Annotated in this window: 26 protein-coding genes; 22 read left to right on the plus strand and 4 right to left on the minus strand. The window is 42.6% G+C overall.

Going from position 1 to position 14,571, the window contains the following annotated elements:
- Positions 1-140 precede the first annotated feature (140 nt).
- A complete protein-coding gene (locus tag AAEY97_RS20200; RefSeq protein WP_351001046.1) occupies positions 141-482 on the minus strand; it encodes a hypothetical protein in 342 nt (113 codons plus the stop codon).
- Between the two features lie 193 nt (positions 483-675).
- Between AAEY97_RS20200 and AAEY97_RS20205 the strand changes: the two genes are divergently transcribed.
- The 22 genes from AAEY97_RS20205 (at position 676) to AAEY97_RS20310 (ending at position 11,386) form a co-directional block, all read left to right on the plus strand.
- On the plus strand, positions 676-828 hold the full coding sequence (locus AAEY97_RS20205; protein WP_351001049.1) for a hypothetical protein: 153 nt from the start codon (positions 676-678) through the stop codon (positions 826-828).
- Complete coding sequence (locus AAEY97_RS20210; protein WP_351001052.1) at positions 828-1,025, plus strand: hypothetical protein; 198 nt, start codon at positions 828-830, stop codon at positions 1,023-1,025. The genes AAEY97_RS20205 and AAEY97_RS20210 overlap by 1 nt, the downstream gene beginning before the upstream one ends.
- A complete protein-coding gene (locus AAEY97_RS20215) occupies positions 1,025-1,246 on the plus strand; it encodes a hypothetical protein (RefSeq protein ID WP_351001055.1) in 222 nt (73 codons plus the stop codon). The genes AAEY97_RS20210 and AAEY97_RS20215 overlap by 1 nt, the downstream gene beginning before the upstream one ends.
- On the plus strand, positions 1,243-3,156 hold the full coding sequence (locus AAEY97_RS20220) for a hypothetical protein (RefSeq protein ID WP_351001058.1): 1,914 nt from the start codon (positions 1,243-1,245) through the stop codon (positions 3,154-3,156). The genes AAEY97_RS20215 and AAEY97_RS20220 overlap by 4 nt, the downstream gene beginning before the upstream one ends.
- Positions 3,156-3,338 carry a hypothetical protein gene (locus AAEY97_RS20225; protein WP_351001061.1) on the plus strand — a complete coding sequence of 61 codons (183 nt, stop codon included), beginning with the start codon at positions 3,156-3,158 and terminating at the stop codon, positions 3,336-3,338. The genes AAEY97_RS20220 and AAEY97_RS20225 overlap by 1 nt, the downstream gene beginning before the upstream one ends.
- Positions 3,339-3,444: 106 nt before the next feature.
- Positions 3,445-3,600, plus strand: coding sequence for a hypothetical protein (locus AAEY97_RS20230; RefSeq protein ID WP_351001063.1), 156 nt, complete (start codon positions 3,445-3,447; stop codon positions 3,598-3,600).
- Positions 3,584-3,742, plus strand: coding sequence for a hypothetical protein (locus AAEY97_RS20235; RefSeq protein WP_351001066.1), 159 nt, complete (start codon positions 3,584-3,586; stop codon positions 3,740-3,742). Before AAEY97_RS20230 ends, AAEY97_RS20235 begins: the two co-directional genes overlap by 17 nt.
- 54 nt (positions 3,743-3,796) lie before the next feature.
- Positions 3,797-3,982 (plus strand): hypothetical protein, encoded by a 186-nt coding sequence (locus AAEY97_RS20240; RefSeq protein WP_351001069.1) that lies wholly within the window; start codon positions 3,797-3,799, stop codon positions 3,980-3,982.
- A 4-nt stretch (positions 3,983-3,986) separates the two neighbouring features.
- Entirely contained in the window at positions 3,987-4,388 is a 402-nt protein-coding gene (locus AAEY97_RS20245; RefSeq protein WP_351001072.1) for a hypothetical protein, read from the plus strand.
- A gap of 46 nt (positions 4,389-4,434) precedes the next feature.
- Positions 4,435-4,869 carry a hypothetical protein gene (locus AAEY97_RS20250; RefSeq protein WP_351001075.1) on the plus strand — a complete coding sequence of 145 codons (435 nt, stop codon included), beginning with the start codon at positions 4,435-4,437 and terminating at the stop codon, positions 4,867-4,869.
- Positions 4,850-5,506 (plus strand): hypothetical protein, encoded by a 657-nt coding sequence (locus AAEY97_RS20255; RefSeq protein ID WP_351001078.1) that lies wholly within the window; start codon positions 4,850-4,852, stop codon positions 5,504-5,506. The genes AAEY97_RS20250 and AAEY97_RS20255 overlap by 20 nt, the downstream gene beginning before the upstream one ends.
- A gap of 248 nt (positions 5,507-5,754) precedes the next feature.
- Positions 5,755-6,591 (plus strand): major capsid protein P2, encoded by an 837-nt coding sequence (locus AAEY97_RS20260; RefSeq protein WP_351001081.1) that lies wholly within the window; start codon positions 5,755-5,757, stop codon positions 6,589-6,591.
- 10 nt (positions 6,592-6,601) lie between these two features.
- The gene (locus AAEY97_RS20265) at positions 6,602-6,925 is read left to right on the plus strand and encodes a hypothetical protein (protein ID WP_351001084.1); all 324 of its coding nucleotides are present in this window, start codon (positions 6,602-6,604) and stop codon (positions 6,923-6,925) included.
- Between the two features lie 122 nt (positions 6,926-7,047).
- Positions 7,048-7,212, plus strand: coding sequence for a hypothetical protein (locus AAEY97_RS20270; RefSeq protein WP_351001086.1), 165 nt, complete (start codon positions 7,048-7,050; stop codon positions 7,210-7,212).
- A 44-nt stretch (positions 7,213-7,256) separates the two neighbouring features.
- Complete coding sequence (locus AAEY97_RS20275; protein ID WP_351001089.1) at positions 7,257-7,550, plus strand: hypothetical protein; 294 nt, start codon at positions 7,257-7,259, stop codon at positions 7,548-7,550.
- A 1-nt stretch (position 7,551) separates the two neighbouring features.
- Positions 7,552-8,346 carry a hypothetical protein gene (locus AAEY97_RS20280; RefSeq protein WP_351001092.1) on the plus strand — a complete coding sequence of 265 codons (795 nt, stop codon included), beginning with the start codon at positions 7,552-7,554 and terminating at the stop codon, positions 8,344-8,346.
- Positions 8,346-9,845 (plus strand): hypothetical protein, encoded by a 1,500-nt coding sequence (locus AAEY97_RS20285; RefSeq protein ID WP_351001094.1) that lies wholly within the window; start codon positions 8,346-8,348, stop codon positions 9,843-9,845. Before AAEY97_RS20280 ends, AAEY97_RS20285 begins: the two co-directional genes overlap by 1 nt.
- Positions 9,845-10,489 carry a hypothetical protein gene (locus AAEY97_RS20290; RefSeq protein ID WP_351001097.1) on the plus strand — a complete coding sequence of 215 codons (645 nt, stop codon included), beginning with the start codon at positions 9,845-9,847 and terminating at the stop codon, positions 10,487-10,489. The genes AAEY97_RS20285 and AAEY97_RS20290 overlap by 1 nt, the downstream gene beginning before the upstream one ends.
- Positions 10,443-10,823 carry a hypothetical protein gene (locus AAEY97_RS20295; RefSeq protein ID WP_351001100.1) on the plus strand — a complete coding sequence of 127 codons (381 nt, stop codon included), beginning with the start codon at positions 10,443-10,445 and terminating at the stop codon, positions 10,821-10,823. Before AAEY97_RS20290 ends, AAEY97_RS20295 begins: the two co-directional genes overlap by 47 nt.
- Entirely contained in the window at positions 10,823-11,053 is a 231-nt protein-coding gene (locus AAEY97_RS20300; RefSeq protein WP_351001103.1) for a hypothetical protein, read from the plus strand. The genes AAEY97_RS20295 and AAEY97_RS20300 overlap by 1 nt, the downstream gene beginning before the upstream one ends.
- Positions 11,054-11,055: 2 nt before the next feature.
- Entirely contained in the window at positions 11,056-11,265 is a 210-nt protein-coding gene (locus tag AAEY97_RS20305) for a hypothetical protein (protein WP_351001106.1), read from the plus strand.
- Positions 11,243-11,386 (plus strand): hypothetical protein, encoded by a 144-nt coding sequence (locus AAEY97_RS20310; RefSeq protein WP_351001109.1) that lies wholly within the window; start codon positions 11,243-11,245, stop codon positions 11,384-11,386. Before AAEY97_RS20305 ends, AAEY97_RS20310 begins: the two co-directional genes overlap by 23 nt.
- Positions 11,387-11,468: 82 nt before the next feature.
- On the opposite strand, the gene AAEY97_RS20315 is transcribed toward AAEY97_RS20310, so the two are convergent.
- The 3 genes from AAEY97_RS20315 to AAEY97_RS20325 all read right to left on the minus strand — a co-directional run bounded on the left by AAEY97_RS20315 (position 11,469) and on the right by AAEY97_RS20325 (position 14,519).
- Positions 11,469-11,993, minus strand: a complete 525-nt coding sequence (locus AAEY97_RS20315; protein ID WP_351001112.1) for a hypothetical protein — start codon at positions 11,991-11,993, stop codon at positions 11,469-11,471.
- Positions 11,994-12,463: 470 nt separating this feature from the next.
- Positions 12,464-13,324: a hypothetical protein gene (locus AAEY97_RS20320; protein ID WP_192114916.1), complete on the minus strand. Its 861-nt coding sequence runs from the start codon at positions 13,322-13,324 to the stop codon at positions 12,464-12,466.
- A 79-nt stretch (positions 13,325-13,403) separates the two neighbouring features.
- A complete protein-coding gene (locus tag AAEY97_RS20325; RefSeq protein WP_351001116.1) occupies positions 13,404-14,519 on the minus strand; it encodes an McrC family protein in 1,116 nt (371 codons plus the stop codon).
- Positions 14,520-14,571 lie beyond the last annotated feature (52 nt).

The following is a 14,571-nucleotide window of genomic DNA, read 5'->3' on the forward strand; positions in this document are numbered from 1 at the left end:
CAACATTAGGCTGTTAATGAACAATCAATGCCTACAAAGACTTAGTATTGAACATAAGTTCTAATGTGCGCATAAGTATGCGCACAATGTATAGTTAGTTAAATGCAAGATTCAGGCTAGCTCGCTGTTATTAAACAAATTTAATTAGCTTGCGCTAGGAAATTATTTCCGCTTTTATGCTCTGCCATATCAATAAAGCTATCGTCAAAAGTTGCATTTGCGATAGCGTCAATAAGCAGGGTAATTTCAGCCTTTGCTTCTGCATCCTTTTCCCGCCATTGCAGGCTATGCAGCATCAAAACACCTGCATTTATATCAAGTATTCTACTGAATTGAATAAGAACTGAATTTTTAGGATAAGCGCGGTTAGTGCGCCAATTTGATATACCAGTCACTGAAAAGCCAAATTCTTTCATAACTTGGTAATCAGAAGTCAGGCTGTGTGCGGCCTTAACGAGGTCTAGTAGGTCTGATGGTTTCATGTTTTCACCTGTCCAGTGTATCCAGTAATTTAAGGTTAGTTGTTACTACAAAGCAAATCAATGCTCCATTTCAGATAGTAGTAATTCAAAGTTGTTTGAAGTACCTTTGTTTCGTCCAGTGAGTGACGCCTCACCGAAGTAGCTACGGTGAGGCGTCACAACCTTAAACACTGGCATAACTGGAGCAAGTCAAATGAAACTTAAATCAATTCCCAATTCAAGTATTCAAGTCCCTGCATGGGTGGATACGACCGCTTTAACTGAAAAATTCGATGCCGCCAAACGAGCCCGCAATCAGTACCTAATTAGAAAACTGAAAGCGAAATTCTTTGGGGGTGCAAAATAATGTTAGCAGCAACATACAGCGGAATCATGGCAATCAATAGCCAACCTACCAAGGCCGCAATCCCTTTTTACAATCGCCAATTAAAGATTTGGACAGATATAGCCAAGCAGCACAAAGGCAGAAATGACACCAAGCGCGAACAAGCCGCTTTGGGTGTTGCGGCAGCTTACAAGCGATTATCTGTGAAGGTGGCGTGATGCAACTTTCAAGAAGCGGTCACGCTCAAATTGCATTACATCAAATTAATATTTATGAGCGCAACATACATATCATGCTTGATTGCATGTATAAAAAAAACAATGTTAAGCGGTTTGAAAAAGCAGTAAATGGCGCAACAAGAGCGGCAGACGCCGCAAAATGGAATATCGAAAAAGCGGGGTTGCAAGAATTATTTGGTGATTGGTGGGCTGTATTATGATTAAAAATACAAGTCCTTTGTACTTTGTGGCTGGTCAAGTTGACGGATACACCCCAAATTTTGAGAAAGGAGAAAGCCAAGAGGTAGAAAAACAAGAAAGAATACAGACCGTTTCGACTGTTGAGATAATAGACGATAAGCGGCCTGTTAGTTATATGCCGCAAGACCTAACCAGCCCAAGAGCTGGTTTTTTTGCATCGGAAAAAAGCCAAGAAATTGTCAAAAATTTAGACTGGTTACTAAAGCGCAACGAGCGCCAATATTTTCAAAATAATCCAAGCCCCGCAGGGCGGCCAGAGGCCGAGAAAGCTAGGCTAGTCAAGGATTGCAAAAGTCCGACACGGACAAAGCAAGATATAGAATTGTCGCTAAGGCTTAATAAATTGAGCTCTATTGCCTCTGCATTGGGCGAACGTGGATTTGACTTTGACAAGTCAACGGAAAAAACAATCGTGTCAGAGGGTGAGCCATGCAGCGCTACAGCGGGAAAAATAACAGATAGTTGGTGCGTTGACGCTGAAACGGGTGAGTTAACGCCAAAAACATTCAACAAAACAGCCGTGGCAAATTTGAGCTTTAGAAAATGGTCAGATGAATATCGAATTAGAGTGACCTCAGACGCTAACCCAAGCAAAGCGCCGCCGCCACAATCGGGCGACAGAGTAACCAAATTTTTAACAACCAAAGCTGCTAAAAATATTTTAGACAGTGGTGCATATGTTTCGGCGGTTCGCGGTGGTTATACCACGTTTTTAACATTGACGTTTTCAGGCAAAGCGCGACGCCGAATCATTAACGGTGATTCAACAATAGGCGCTGAGTGTTCACGCTTTTTTGATGCTATGCAGAAAATGTATCAACGCGGGTGGATTGCTGAAAAATTCTTGGTGCCGGTTACCGAGCTAAAAAATGATTTAGTTTCAGGCGGGTTTGATTGTGTTGCCAATGATGAGCAAATAATACCGCCAAGCGGTGAGTCATTAGATTATTTATGGGTAGCAGAAGCGCCAGCAAAAGAAAAAGTGATTAAAAGTAAAACCAATCAATTTGGTAAAACGTTTTATTGCGTTGATGCCCGACCAAATCCTCATTGCCATGTTTTATTGCGCTGGCAAGTTGAACCGCATTTGTTTCGCGCTTGGGCTAAGCGTATTGAATCAATTTGGGGGCAAGGGTTCGCAAAATTAGAGCGTATTAAAAATGCAGATGCAGCAAGCGGGTACATGTTAAAAGCGCTTGGGTATTTACTTAAAGGTGAAGAAAGCGAGCAAAGCAGCCAGGGCACAATAAAAGGCAATCGCTACAACATTTCAAAAGCGGCCCGCGCCTTGCCATGGGAACAAATCGCCAGTTTTCACGCTGAACACATGGCATCAATCATTGGTGAAGTAAAAGCCAAGTTAAACCGCAAAGCCGCGCCAACGGTTCACGCTATAAAGCAGGGTTACAAAGATATTAATAGCGCCGTTCGTCAAAAGGCAATTTTTAAAAACCTTGGTAAGCAAACGGCGACCATTGACGCGAAAATAAAGCAGATAGAAAACAAGATTAAGCACTTTAAAGCCAGTTTGCGAAAAAGCCCAGTTAGGGCGGTTGATTACATGATTTCCTTTAAGGGCAAGTATCCGCTTCAAAAATTTTTAAATTGGTCCATTGGTTTGCGCTTTTGGAATGGCGACAGCGCCGCAAGCGAAAAAAGCCCTTGTAAATTACCAGATAACTTGCTGACAAAAGCGGCTGACGGGGTCAGAAAATCATTCAGCAAAGTAAGAAATAGATTATTAGAAAATGAATCATTTTGGGTGCAGAGATTAGCCGCCGCTTTGCCGCCATACGTTGACCAAGAAAAAGAGCGGGAATTAAATTTAATTGACTTTATGGAGTACGAAAAATGTGCAATGACATGCTAATGAAGCAGCATAAAAAAATTGGCTTATCAATTGAAGCAGCAGAAAAAGCCAATCCATTTGTTGCGATTACTATTGCCAAAAAAGCCGCGCAAGAATCGCATGTGTTGCTAGGCGGATTAATTGGACACACAGCTAAATTAGAGGCTCGAATAAATAAATTAGAGGCAATCAATAATGATTAAGCATTCACGAAGTGAGGGATGGAAATCTATAGCGTTCGGGTTGATTTTGTGGCTACTAAATAGAATTAAGGTAGCGCTAAGACCAAGCATTAAGCATCACAGATTTATGTACAAATGCTTCGACAGTATTAAAGCTTTTGGCTTATTGATTGCTGACGCTTTTATATTGGGTGTTGAATTGGCGCTTGATTTATTACCTGTGGTATTGGCGTTTTTAATACTGTTTTTAGGCTTGTGGGGTTTTTATGGGCTTATTTTCTAGTGACGATGAAAGCTATCTTGGTGCGCTAAAGTTTGGCGTAGAAATAGTGCTGACGCTTATACCAGTATTTATATTTTGTGTTTTAGCGGCAATATCGCTGGCTTTTGTAAAGCACTGGCTTGGGGTATGGATTGTCGGCTAATGGTGATGCTCAAGACTAGGTCACTGGTGACCATTTAAAAAAGGGGGGGTGAACGTGTCAAAAAACAAAGTGTATGAGCAAAAGAAAAAAGCCAGCGGTTTGAAAAAAGTCACTGTTTGGATTCCAGACGAAGCAGAAGCAGAGTTGAAAATGGTCGCTAACTTTTGTTGTGAAAATCGCGGATTTATTCCGTTTATGGTTAGAAGTCTACTAACAGGCAAGATGAAAAAAGGGGTGTAGCATCATGGCTAGAAAACAAAAAAATGACGATATTGGCGAAATAACCTGTCCGTTTACGGGTGACGTTGCGCCCGTTCGCCGCGATTGTAACGGAAAGCTTTATTATGTCGGCAAGGCGGGAATGATTAAACCAAATATGCCAACGGGGCAAGATTGGATGCTAGAAAATGCAGTTATTTGGCCGATGGGTAAGCGCCCGCAAGCCGCAAATGACAACAATGAACCTGTAACGGAATTACCGCCAACGGTTATGGCTGCATTAGCGCTAACGGGTACAAAATCAGGGGGCGTACCCGTTAACGAGTCCAGCAGCAAAAAACCCGTTAATGATGCACAATCACAAAACCCGCAGCAGGTAGCGGAAAAGCCGCCAAAAATAAGTTTTGGTAAATGGTTAATAGGGTAGTTACCCGTTAACGGCGTGATGCCGTAATAGTCCCAAGGTGGATAATATGCAACAAGAGCAAATAGCCGATTTAGTCGGTGATGATTTACAGCACACAGAGCAAAGTCACTTCGATGAATTTGCCGCAATCAATTCTGAATTAGACCAATCTGAACCCGTAACGCAATCAAGCGAATACCAGCCGCCACAATCAGCAGCCATGTCGGGCAGCGAGTTAGTTTTTCCTGTTGTCAGCTTAGCGTGTGCCGTGCTAGCCCCAAGCTGGAATATTAGCGACCAAGAGCAAGCAGCATTAGCGGATTGTTACGGCGCTTTACTTGATAAGTATTTTCCTGATGTAGCTGAATCGGGCGGGGTTGAATTTTCAGCACTGATAATCACCGCCGCAATACTAACGCCAAGATTAGGTACGCCAAGAAAGCCAGAAATAAAAGAGCTGGACAAAAAGGAGGCCGCAGACAATGAAAAAGCCGCGAATTGATACCAGCCGAAAAGCAGATATTCGGGCGGTGTGCGGTGGTAGCGGTTCGGGCAAATCAAGCTATGTCAAAGCTGAGCTTAAAAGGCTTAAGCCGCCGCGGTTAATTATTTGGGACCCCGTTGACGAATATGGCGAAGTTGCAACGGTTCGCGTTACTACTTGCCGCGAACTTGCCGATATTCTCAGTCGTTACCCGCACGGCGCGTTAAAAATTCGCTTTGTCGCAGAGGGCCAGAAAAACTTTGAATTTTGGGCTCGTTGCGCTTTTGCTTGGACTAATGCCGCCGTTGTTGCCGAAGAAACCGCCGACGTTACCAGCCCAAGCAAAGCGCCACCTAACTGGGGCCAATTAGTACGCCGAGGCCGCGCTCGTGGTTTATCGCCAATTTTCGCGTTAACACAGCGACCAGCCGAATCAGATAAAACCGCCATTGGTAACGCTACGTTAATTAGAGTGGGGCGCATGGCCCGAGATGCTGACCGCAAAATGATGGCTAAAGAATTGGACATTGATTATCGAATTCTAACAGGGCTGTTGCCGCTTGATTTTGTTGAACGCGACATGAATAACAACGAGGTTAAGCGCGGCAATTTAACCAAAAGAAAAACAAATTTAGTTGAAACAAAGGCAATTTAGCCATTTTGTACCCGTTAACGGGTGCGCTTTTTTCGCCTAGTTAAAAGGCGTATAACTAAAAACCTGAAAACGTTAACGCTGTGAAGCGTCAACAACTCCATCCCGCCGCGAGGCGCTATTTTCCCAAAGGGGATTTTATAATGTTAAAAAAATATCTACCCATGATTGCTGTCAGCGCGTTAGTGGTTTATGCCGCTAATCGTATCCCGTCAATTCGCCGTGTAATCGGTTAATAAGGGGTTTACTTTATGGCACGTCAATTTCCTAAGCTACCAAGCTTCTCTAACGTCACCGCAGGTAATACGGCAACACTCGAATTACCCGTTGGCCGTACCTATGACAAACTTCACATTAACTACGCTGGTGTAACACTAGCGCAAATGAAAAACATTCGTGTAGAAGTAAACGGCAAATCAATTTTAGAATACAAAGACGGGCAAGCACTGCAAGACCGAAATAAGTATCTTGGTTACAACGCGGTTGCTGGTGTACTCGATTTTCATTTTAAACGTGATGAAATGAAAACATTAAGCGAGGCGCGCGCTTTTGCCTTGGGCACATCTTCAGCGCCGTACCTTGACCCGCGCTCAGGTCAAACCGTAACACCGCCAGCCATTGCAAATGTCACGGTGCGCATTGAAATCGATGCAGCAGCGGCCGCGCCAGTGTTAACGGGTTACGCAATTCAGTCAAACCCTGCACCAATTGGATTTATCACTAAGGTGAAAAACTTCCCAATTTCGCTAAATGCGGGCGTTACAGAAGTGGATAAAATCCCACGCCCAAACACTGCGCGAATCGCAATTATTAGCGTAACAACGGCGGCAACTGTTGAGCGAATCGAGGTTGAACTTGATTCAATCAAAATCTATGAATTGCCGAAAACGCTAGGCGAAAAAGTGCAGGTTGACCACGGCCGCAAGCCGCAAACTGGGCAATATTCGGTTGATTTCGTGTTAGAGGGCGATATGTTGCAAGCCCTGCCAATGGCGGGAACGCAAGATTTTCGAATTCGCATATTTACCGCTGACGGCGGTAGCGCGGTTGTGACCATTGAATATTTTGATGGTTTAGCGGGCATCTAAGGGGCGCATTATGCAGCAAACATTCACGCCAAGCGTAATGCCAGCAGTTGTCAATCAATCACCAATGAACAACTCTTGGTTTACAGGCGTTAACGACTTTTTGACTATGGGTTTAGATTCATGGATGAAAGTTGAGCAAATTAACGCGGCTAAAGACTCAGGCAAGATGGGGCAGCAAGAACTAGCTAACACAGTAGAAACGCCAAATCCATCATACCCAAATCCAGCCGCCGCGCTACAAGCAAAAATGGGCCAAGGCTTACAAATTGGTGTTGGCACATTGAGTGCCGCCGTTGTCGGTGTTGTAGTTCTTTACTGGCTAACGCGTAAATAATAAGGGGGCGAAATGCTGAATAAAACATTTTTAATGCAAATCGCCGCCGCTACCATTGCAGGTTTAGCGGTGCATTATTTCACCAAAAAAGAAGAGGTTAAATAATGGGGCCAAGTGGCGGAATGAGCAACTCAAGTGCCGCAAGTAGCGGCACGGGTGACCAAGCAAATAACGCCGCCTTTATGGGCGGTAATGTTGATTTTGGGATGGGTAGCGGAACGGGTAGTAATTTATGGTTGATTCTAGGCGCGGCAGCGATTGCGGCTTATCTACTATTAAAAAAATAACCTCGTTAGCGTGGCAAAAATTAGCGCCCGCCTTGGGTGATGACTTGCGCATAATTCAAAGCGAAGTCAACCAAGGCGCGGCGCAATTAATCGCGTGGGGTGATAACGAGTTTTTTACTGTATTGCGTGAAGAAATTGCAGCAAGCGGTAAGGAGTTAGTTATTGTTGCCGCCGCGGGTAAAAATTCAATCAAGCATTTAGATTTAATCCACAAGCAAGCGGCGGCGCAAGGGTTCGCAAGTGTTAGGCTTCACACAATGCGCCCTGATTCCATGCTAAGAATGGGTAAAAGTTTAGGCTATCAAAAAGCCGAAACGATATTAAGGGCGGTACTTTAAAATGGGTTCATCTTCCCGCAGCGCATCAACGCAAGCAACAGAAAATAATTCAACAACATTCGGCATTCAAGGTGCTAACAACGGCTTAATCTTAAACGGCAGCGGCAACACGGTAACGGACGGCGGCGCGTTTAAATTAGTCGGTGATTTCGTGGACCAACTACCAATGTTTTTCACCCAAGGTGCGGGGATGGTATCAGACGGCTTTAATGCTGTTACCGATGTCGCAATGATGGGTGAACGTCAAAATGAAAACCTGCTTAATGCAGCGGGTAATCTGTTTGGTGATGTGAGTAATGCACAAATAGAGATGTCACGCCTAGGCAGTCAGATGATGACTGAAACAGGTGATATTCTGCAAAATTCCCAAGAAAATGCATTTAATTTCGGTTCAGATGCAATGGACCACGTAAGTCAAACAGCAGATTCTGCAATATACGCCAACGGCCTAGTAACAACAGAGGCTATGAACGGTAACAGTGACCTAGCCGCAATTGTGGCGGGTGCTATCGAAACCGCAAACAGCAATAACACCTTTTTAGCGGGCCGCTCAATAGACAATAGTTCATTACTGGCTGAATCACTCGCCCGTACATCGTTAGACGCTGGCAACGACGCTAACGCCACAGCAATGGGTCAATTACAGCGCGGCTTTGATTCAATGATGGGCTTTGCAGAGCAATACAGCCGCAGTGACGGCGCGGCACTAGCCGAAAACAACAACAAAACCATGCTTTACACCTTGGGCGGTACAGCATTGTTAGCGGGTGCAGTAATTCTAGCGGGGCGTAAATAATGATTATTAACCAAACCATCAAAGACGGTTTTTGTGTCGTAAATAAAACGGGCGCATATTTTTCATTAATCAGCGCGGGCGGCATTGTTCGCGTCAAGTTAACCAAAGATGGTCGCAGCGTTTTAGACTCGCAAATGTGGGTAGGCATGAATATCCCGCAAGCGCTGCCATTTGATGAAATTGAAATTACAGGTGAAGACGGCCAAGTTGAGTTTTGGGCGGGTGATGTTTCAATGAATCAAAGTCGCTCAAGCATTCAAGGCGCGGCATCATTAAGAACAAGCGTAAAAAGTTTACGGGGGGGTAAGTTATTGCCTATCGTAAAGGGTGATTTAACAAGGTCGTCTACAAGGGTTAGGCCAGATAGCGATATTTTGCTATTCGGGTCGTCTATTTCTGAGGGGGGCTGGTCAGTTAAGGCGGGCGAGTTGGCAGATATACCCGTAGCGGGAATGATTAATGCATACAAAGAACCAGCCAGAGTTGATTTAAATAGCGTCGAGCTATTGGGTTCAGGTGATTTGATGCCGTCAAGTGTAAGTAGTAGCATTAATAAGGTTGTTTTAATCTCGCAAGACGGAAAAAAAAGTGTGGTTAAACTGGGTAATAATGTTTTTTATAAAGATACTGATATTGATGATATTTGGCATAATCCTGTGACTTTATCGGAGTTCCCGCCGAATGAAGTTTTTGCATTTTCTGATGGTAGAATTTTTGCATCACATACGGGCTTAAATCCACCAAATATTAGGTTTTTTTCATCTGATGATTACGGCAAAACATTTAATCACTTTAGAACATTATCATTTGCATTGCCTAACACCATGCCAACCATTGTTGGTATTACATCAACACATATAACAATGATGAGATATACCGAAACATTAAGAAAAACATTTTATTCATTAAATTTAGCAACAAGAGAATTAACAACTAATGAATATTTTAATAATCTTAATGGCAATTATGGTTGGATTCACGCGGTGTCACAATTTGATAATAATATATTGGTTGAGGTGGAAACAGCTAGCGGAATATACGGCCTTTATTATTCAACTGATAACGGTAAAACATTTGATTTTTTTGGGAATACAAGAGAAGGCAATTCGTCGGGAAGCGGTTTTTCAATGACAGAATCGGGCACAGTTTTGTTAACTTCAGCGACAAATAAAAAATGCTTTTTTGAGTGCTCAATAAAAGATTATAAAGAAGCAGCATACACAGGATTGAATAAAGGGTATTGCCAAGAGTTAGCTGGAGTAGTTTTTTATAAAGATGGTAGAGCAATTAAAGCAATATCAACAAATGACGATTTAGTAGCTGACCAAGTATTAGCAACAACCGCAGAAAATTATGGGGTTTGCGGGGTATCAATGAGTGGGTTTTTGTTAACTTCTATGGGTGGCAATTTTAATAACACACATGGGGAGCTATATAAATTTGATGTAATAGGCGACCCATCCTCAGCAAAAATCGAAGTAATGGAGCTTTTAAGCTAATGCAAAAAATCGTGATTTTGGCGGCGGGGGCGGCGGGGGCGGCGGTTGGCGCTATAGCGTGGCGGTTGATGAAAAAGCCGCTAACGCCTGTTGCAATCAATTCGGCGCAGCCAGCGCCACAAGCGCCGCCAATTGAGCCGTTATCATTCGGCAATCTTGATTACCTAAACTTTGACTTTGAATCGCTCTTATTTCCGTGGGGTAAAACCGTGACAGAAAAAAACACCTATCCGCTACAGGGTGATAACGCAATGCAGCCAAAGGGCATTACCAACAACAACCCGTTAAACATTGAATACGGCGCAAGCTGGCAGGGCTTAACGGGCAGTGATGGTCGGTTCGCAACATTTGAAACCGCTTTTCATGGTATCCGCGCGGCAGGTAGAACGCTCAAAACGTACCGCGATAAATACGGCTTGAATACCGTTAACGGAATCATTAATCGATGGGCACCGCCAAGCGATAACAACCCAACACAAAATTATATCAATTTTGTCGCAAACAAAGCGGGCGTCAATCAACATACGCCGCTATCAATGGCCGAATACCCGCGTGTAGTGGCCGCTATGATTCACTTTGAAAATGGATTCAATCCGTATGACATTACAGAAATCACTAACGCGGTTAACGCTGGCTTTGCCTAAGCTGCAAAGCGCATTGATTGCCGTGGCGGCAATATATGCCATATACACATTAAAACAGGCCTATCAAATCGGTGATAAGGTCGCAGACAAAGTTACTGAGCCAGCGGGTCAGGCTTGGTCTGATGTGTCAGCATGGGCGGGCGGTTGGTCGCCAGTTGAATTAACCGATTTAATTATTCAGCCGTGGTACATGGACAACAATTACAAATTAACAGACGAAGCCTATAAAACACTAAGCAAAGCTTACCCTAAAGAGGTTGCACAATATTTTGATAATCGGGTATTAAAAACCCAATACCGACGCTTGGTCGGGCAGCCTGTAAGGGGGTTCTAGTGAAAACACTAAAAAGCTATTTAACACAGTGGTCAACATGGCGCGGGTTAGCGTTAATTGGTGCAGCTATGGCGGGGATTCATCCAGACGCCGCAAATGCATTGGTTAATGTGGGTGATGTAGTGGTATCAGGCCAGTCGGCAGCGGTTGCGGCTGTAAGTATGGTGGGTGCGTGGGAAGCGTTCAGAAATGAAGCAAAAGCGGATAAAACCAAGCGCAATGGGTGGTAAAGATGGATAAATTTACCCCAACAAATAAAGCGATAGGTGGCAGTGCGGTTGGCTTATTTGCATACTTGCTAATAAACATTAACGCAACCATTGCCATGCAAAACGAAAAGCTAAACGGCATGATTGCTAGAATTGACAGCCGTGTTGTTGCACTGGAAACAACACACAAAATTGAGCGAGATTTTAATTATGTTCAAAGACCTGCCAAGTAATTACAGCATTGCAGTTAATACGCCAAAGCCAATCGTTATCGAGATAAAGCCAAGTAACGAATTGATTGCCGTATTTGCAGCGGTCATCATTGTGGGTGCAGCGTGGGTAAAGCGCCGCTAATATGCATTAATGCCGATAACGTTTATTATCGGTGACAACAAAAAAAGGCGCATTGCGCCTTTTTTGTTGTTCATAATAAGCGTTATTTGTCTTTAATCGTTTTGCTGTAGCTATTTTTCGGGGCCACAATGGGTGAGTGTTTGAGTTTGTTTATTGCGCTAATAATGCCGTCAAGCTCGGCGCGTATGGCCGCCGCTTCTTCATCGTTGCGTAATGAATCAACTTGCTTTGTTAGCTGCCTGTGTTCGGTGCGCGTATTGCGATTAAACTGCCTATTATAAAAATCCATCAATAGCGTTTGTGGGGTAAAAGAATGCTTTTCATAGGGCGTTAATAGCTCTTTGCCGTCATGCGAGAATCTAAAGCCGTTCCACTCTGTTGAATTCGGAATAGCCCTAAGGTATAGCGCAACATGGCTATCAACCCAATCAGGGCAACCAGTAGACCACCAATTGGTAATAGTGCGCGGCGTGACGCCAAAAAACTCGGCAGCAGCTTGTTTATCAATCTTCTGGTTAGGCTGCCTAAATGTGTCATAGAAGAAATCACGGGTTTTCTTTTTCATTTGTTTAAGTCCATCTATATTATTCTTAGATTTATTTTTCATAAAAAAGCGCCTCGCTTATACCGTTTAATTCTAAAAACGGCGCATCAAATACATAAACAGTCAAAACGGCGCAATCAATAAACCTGTAAAAATAAGCATTTGACCGCGATTTGATGGTTTAATATTGTAAGCCGAAAGTTTTACGTTTTGGAAATATGTTCTTATGCGCACAATGTATATTATGTTAAATAGGGTATTTGTGTCATCATAACTAACGGTTTTTTTTGTGGTTTCTCATACCAAATGAGTTTTGTCTCACTTCGTGACTTTGGCATTTTAGTTTTATAATCAGATGGTTATATTAAAATAAACGATTTGATTGCACTGTTACAGTGCAACTATCTAATCAGAGCGCTTTTTGATGCTAGTTTTTACCACCTGACTTTTTCAAATCCTGTGGTATGTTTTTGGTTTGATTGTCAGTGTGTTTTATTATGAGTGACTATGTTGCTGCGATAAGTCATTACTGTTTATTTGAAATGGTCATGTTGAAATTTCTCAAACACACTTCGCTTATTTCCAAAGCCAGAATCCATAAATCCAAGTTGTTGGTACTCGAGCCACAAAGTAACTGCGTTTTCGATACCAAGCTGTCCTTCCGATAATCCTTGAACAAAAAATTTTGGATTTAACGTCAGGTCTTCAGCATGGAATCTTTGATTTGCTATAACGGTACCTTCAAGCTCACTATCAGGTACAAACTTTAGTGAAATGATTTTATTGAATACCTTTTGGGTTAACATCCTTCCAGTTACGTATTGATTGCGTTTCCAGCCTTGAGCAACACAAGCAGCTATATCAGCTCGGCACTTCCAATAAACATAAATCCATTGCTCGCAGAAATAGTAACGGTAAATATTTTCATCAGCCAACTCTCCTATCTTCTCACGCATTAAAATAAGAGCATCATATTGATCTGTTTTGAATTTAGTTGTTAGCAACCATCCATCAATCTTAATCTTGTCAGTGTCTGCCGTTAATGAATCTAACCATTCACCAAACTTTTGTGGCTGTTTGTAGAAATGATTAATTTCGTAAAGCTCATCAGTTCCGCCTTCTAGCCACTCTAATCGAATTCCAAATAGTGTAGCTACGGCTTCTAATAAATTAGTGTCTAGTATTTTTGAAAGTTCAGTTTCATCTTCTACTTGATGAATTGTAAGATTATGTCCGAAGAATCGTGGTATCTGAGCGCGAGAAATACCATGTGCTTCAAATAATCGAATGAAACGTTGAGCGGTGTTAGTCACAACTGGCGATGGAATCAGCCGATTTTTGAATCGATCCCATAGCGAAAATATATTTACTATACCTGATATATACTCAAGCATTTTGATCCCTTTGGTTAATTTATGACGGTATACATCAGTGTTAATAATAACTTTTTTATATAGCGATCTATTTGAAATATTAAGTTAAAGATAAATAATACTCATCAGTTTCAAGATCATACGGCACCACATTCAGCCTTAACCCTGGTTTAAATTCGAAGTTTGCCAGAGGTTCAATAAAGCCAATATGCTTAGGATAAATCAAGTACAGATCACCATGGCCTTTAAGGTACTTTTCACCATAAGCAAATAACTGGTACAAATCTGACTGACTTAAGTTGTACTTATGCTTTGTGGTGTTAAGCGACGAATCAAGTAGCTTCCACTTGGTATCCATCACAGTAACCACGTTTGATTTATCGTAAACCACAATGTCAGGTTTTAGCCTAAACCAATCATTGCCGTTATGGTGGGTTAAGCAGTGGCTAGACACCTGCTCTCTTAACTTTAAATGTGTAGGTAACTGACGTTTTATCTGCTTGGCTACATAGCGCTCAAATAATTGTTCCATCGGAAATAAGAAAGACAAACCACCATGATTGCCGACCATTGCTACAGGTGATTGATAACTCAAAATCAGTTCACACCATGGCTTTAAAGGCCGGTAATGAGCAAGCGCTCTATCATCCTTCCACTGCCTAAAATCTAACGCATAATTCGTAGACAAATTTATATCATTAAATACAAATAGTAATTCGCGAGCTAACCGTTGATTTTCGCTCGACTTAGACCAATGAAGTACTTGCTTCAATGCCGAGTGCAGTAAGCGGTTTTCAGCGCGATTAGCGTTATAGATATCATAAGCAACATGAAAATGATGTTGCTTACCAGGTCGCTGCCGGAGTTGTTTAGCTACTTGCAACTGCCCTTTTAGGTAAGGCGATTCACGCTCAATACGTTGATACTCATTTCTAATACCTTGCCGTACAAGCGTTGAAACGGCTTTTAAAAAATGCGTAATCAGTAGCTCATAAAGCGGTTGCTTCAATAGTTGGAGTTGAGATTGTTGAAACTCTTCTAACTTTAACGTTTCAACGCTGGCTAACATCTTTAACAAGATTTTTCTGGCTGATACAGGGTCACAAGTATCAGTTGACGTCTTAGGTAAAATTTCTATACGCGTTTTACAGGGAGTCTCTAGCACACCAACAAAGTTAATGACCTGAAGTGCCCCCTGTGTCAGGATTGTTGTCACCCCTTAAAATCATCCAATAATTAAATAGAGGGGGCGGTCAATGAGAGCTCAA

Origin of the sequence: Shewanella sp. TB7-MNA-CIBAN-0143, assembly GCF_040310065.1 — a bacterium.
Taxonomy (GTDB): Bacteria; Pseudomonadota; Gammaproteobacteria; order Enterobacterales; family Shewanellaceae; genus Shewanella.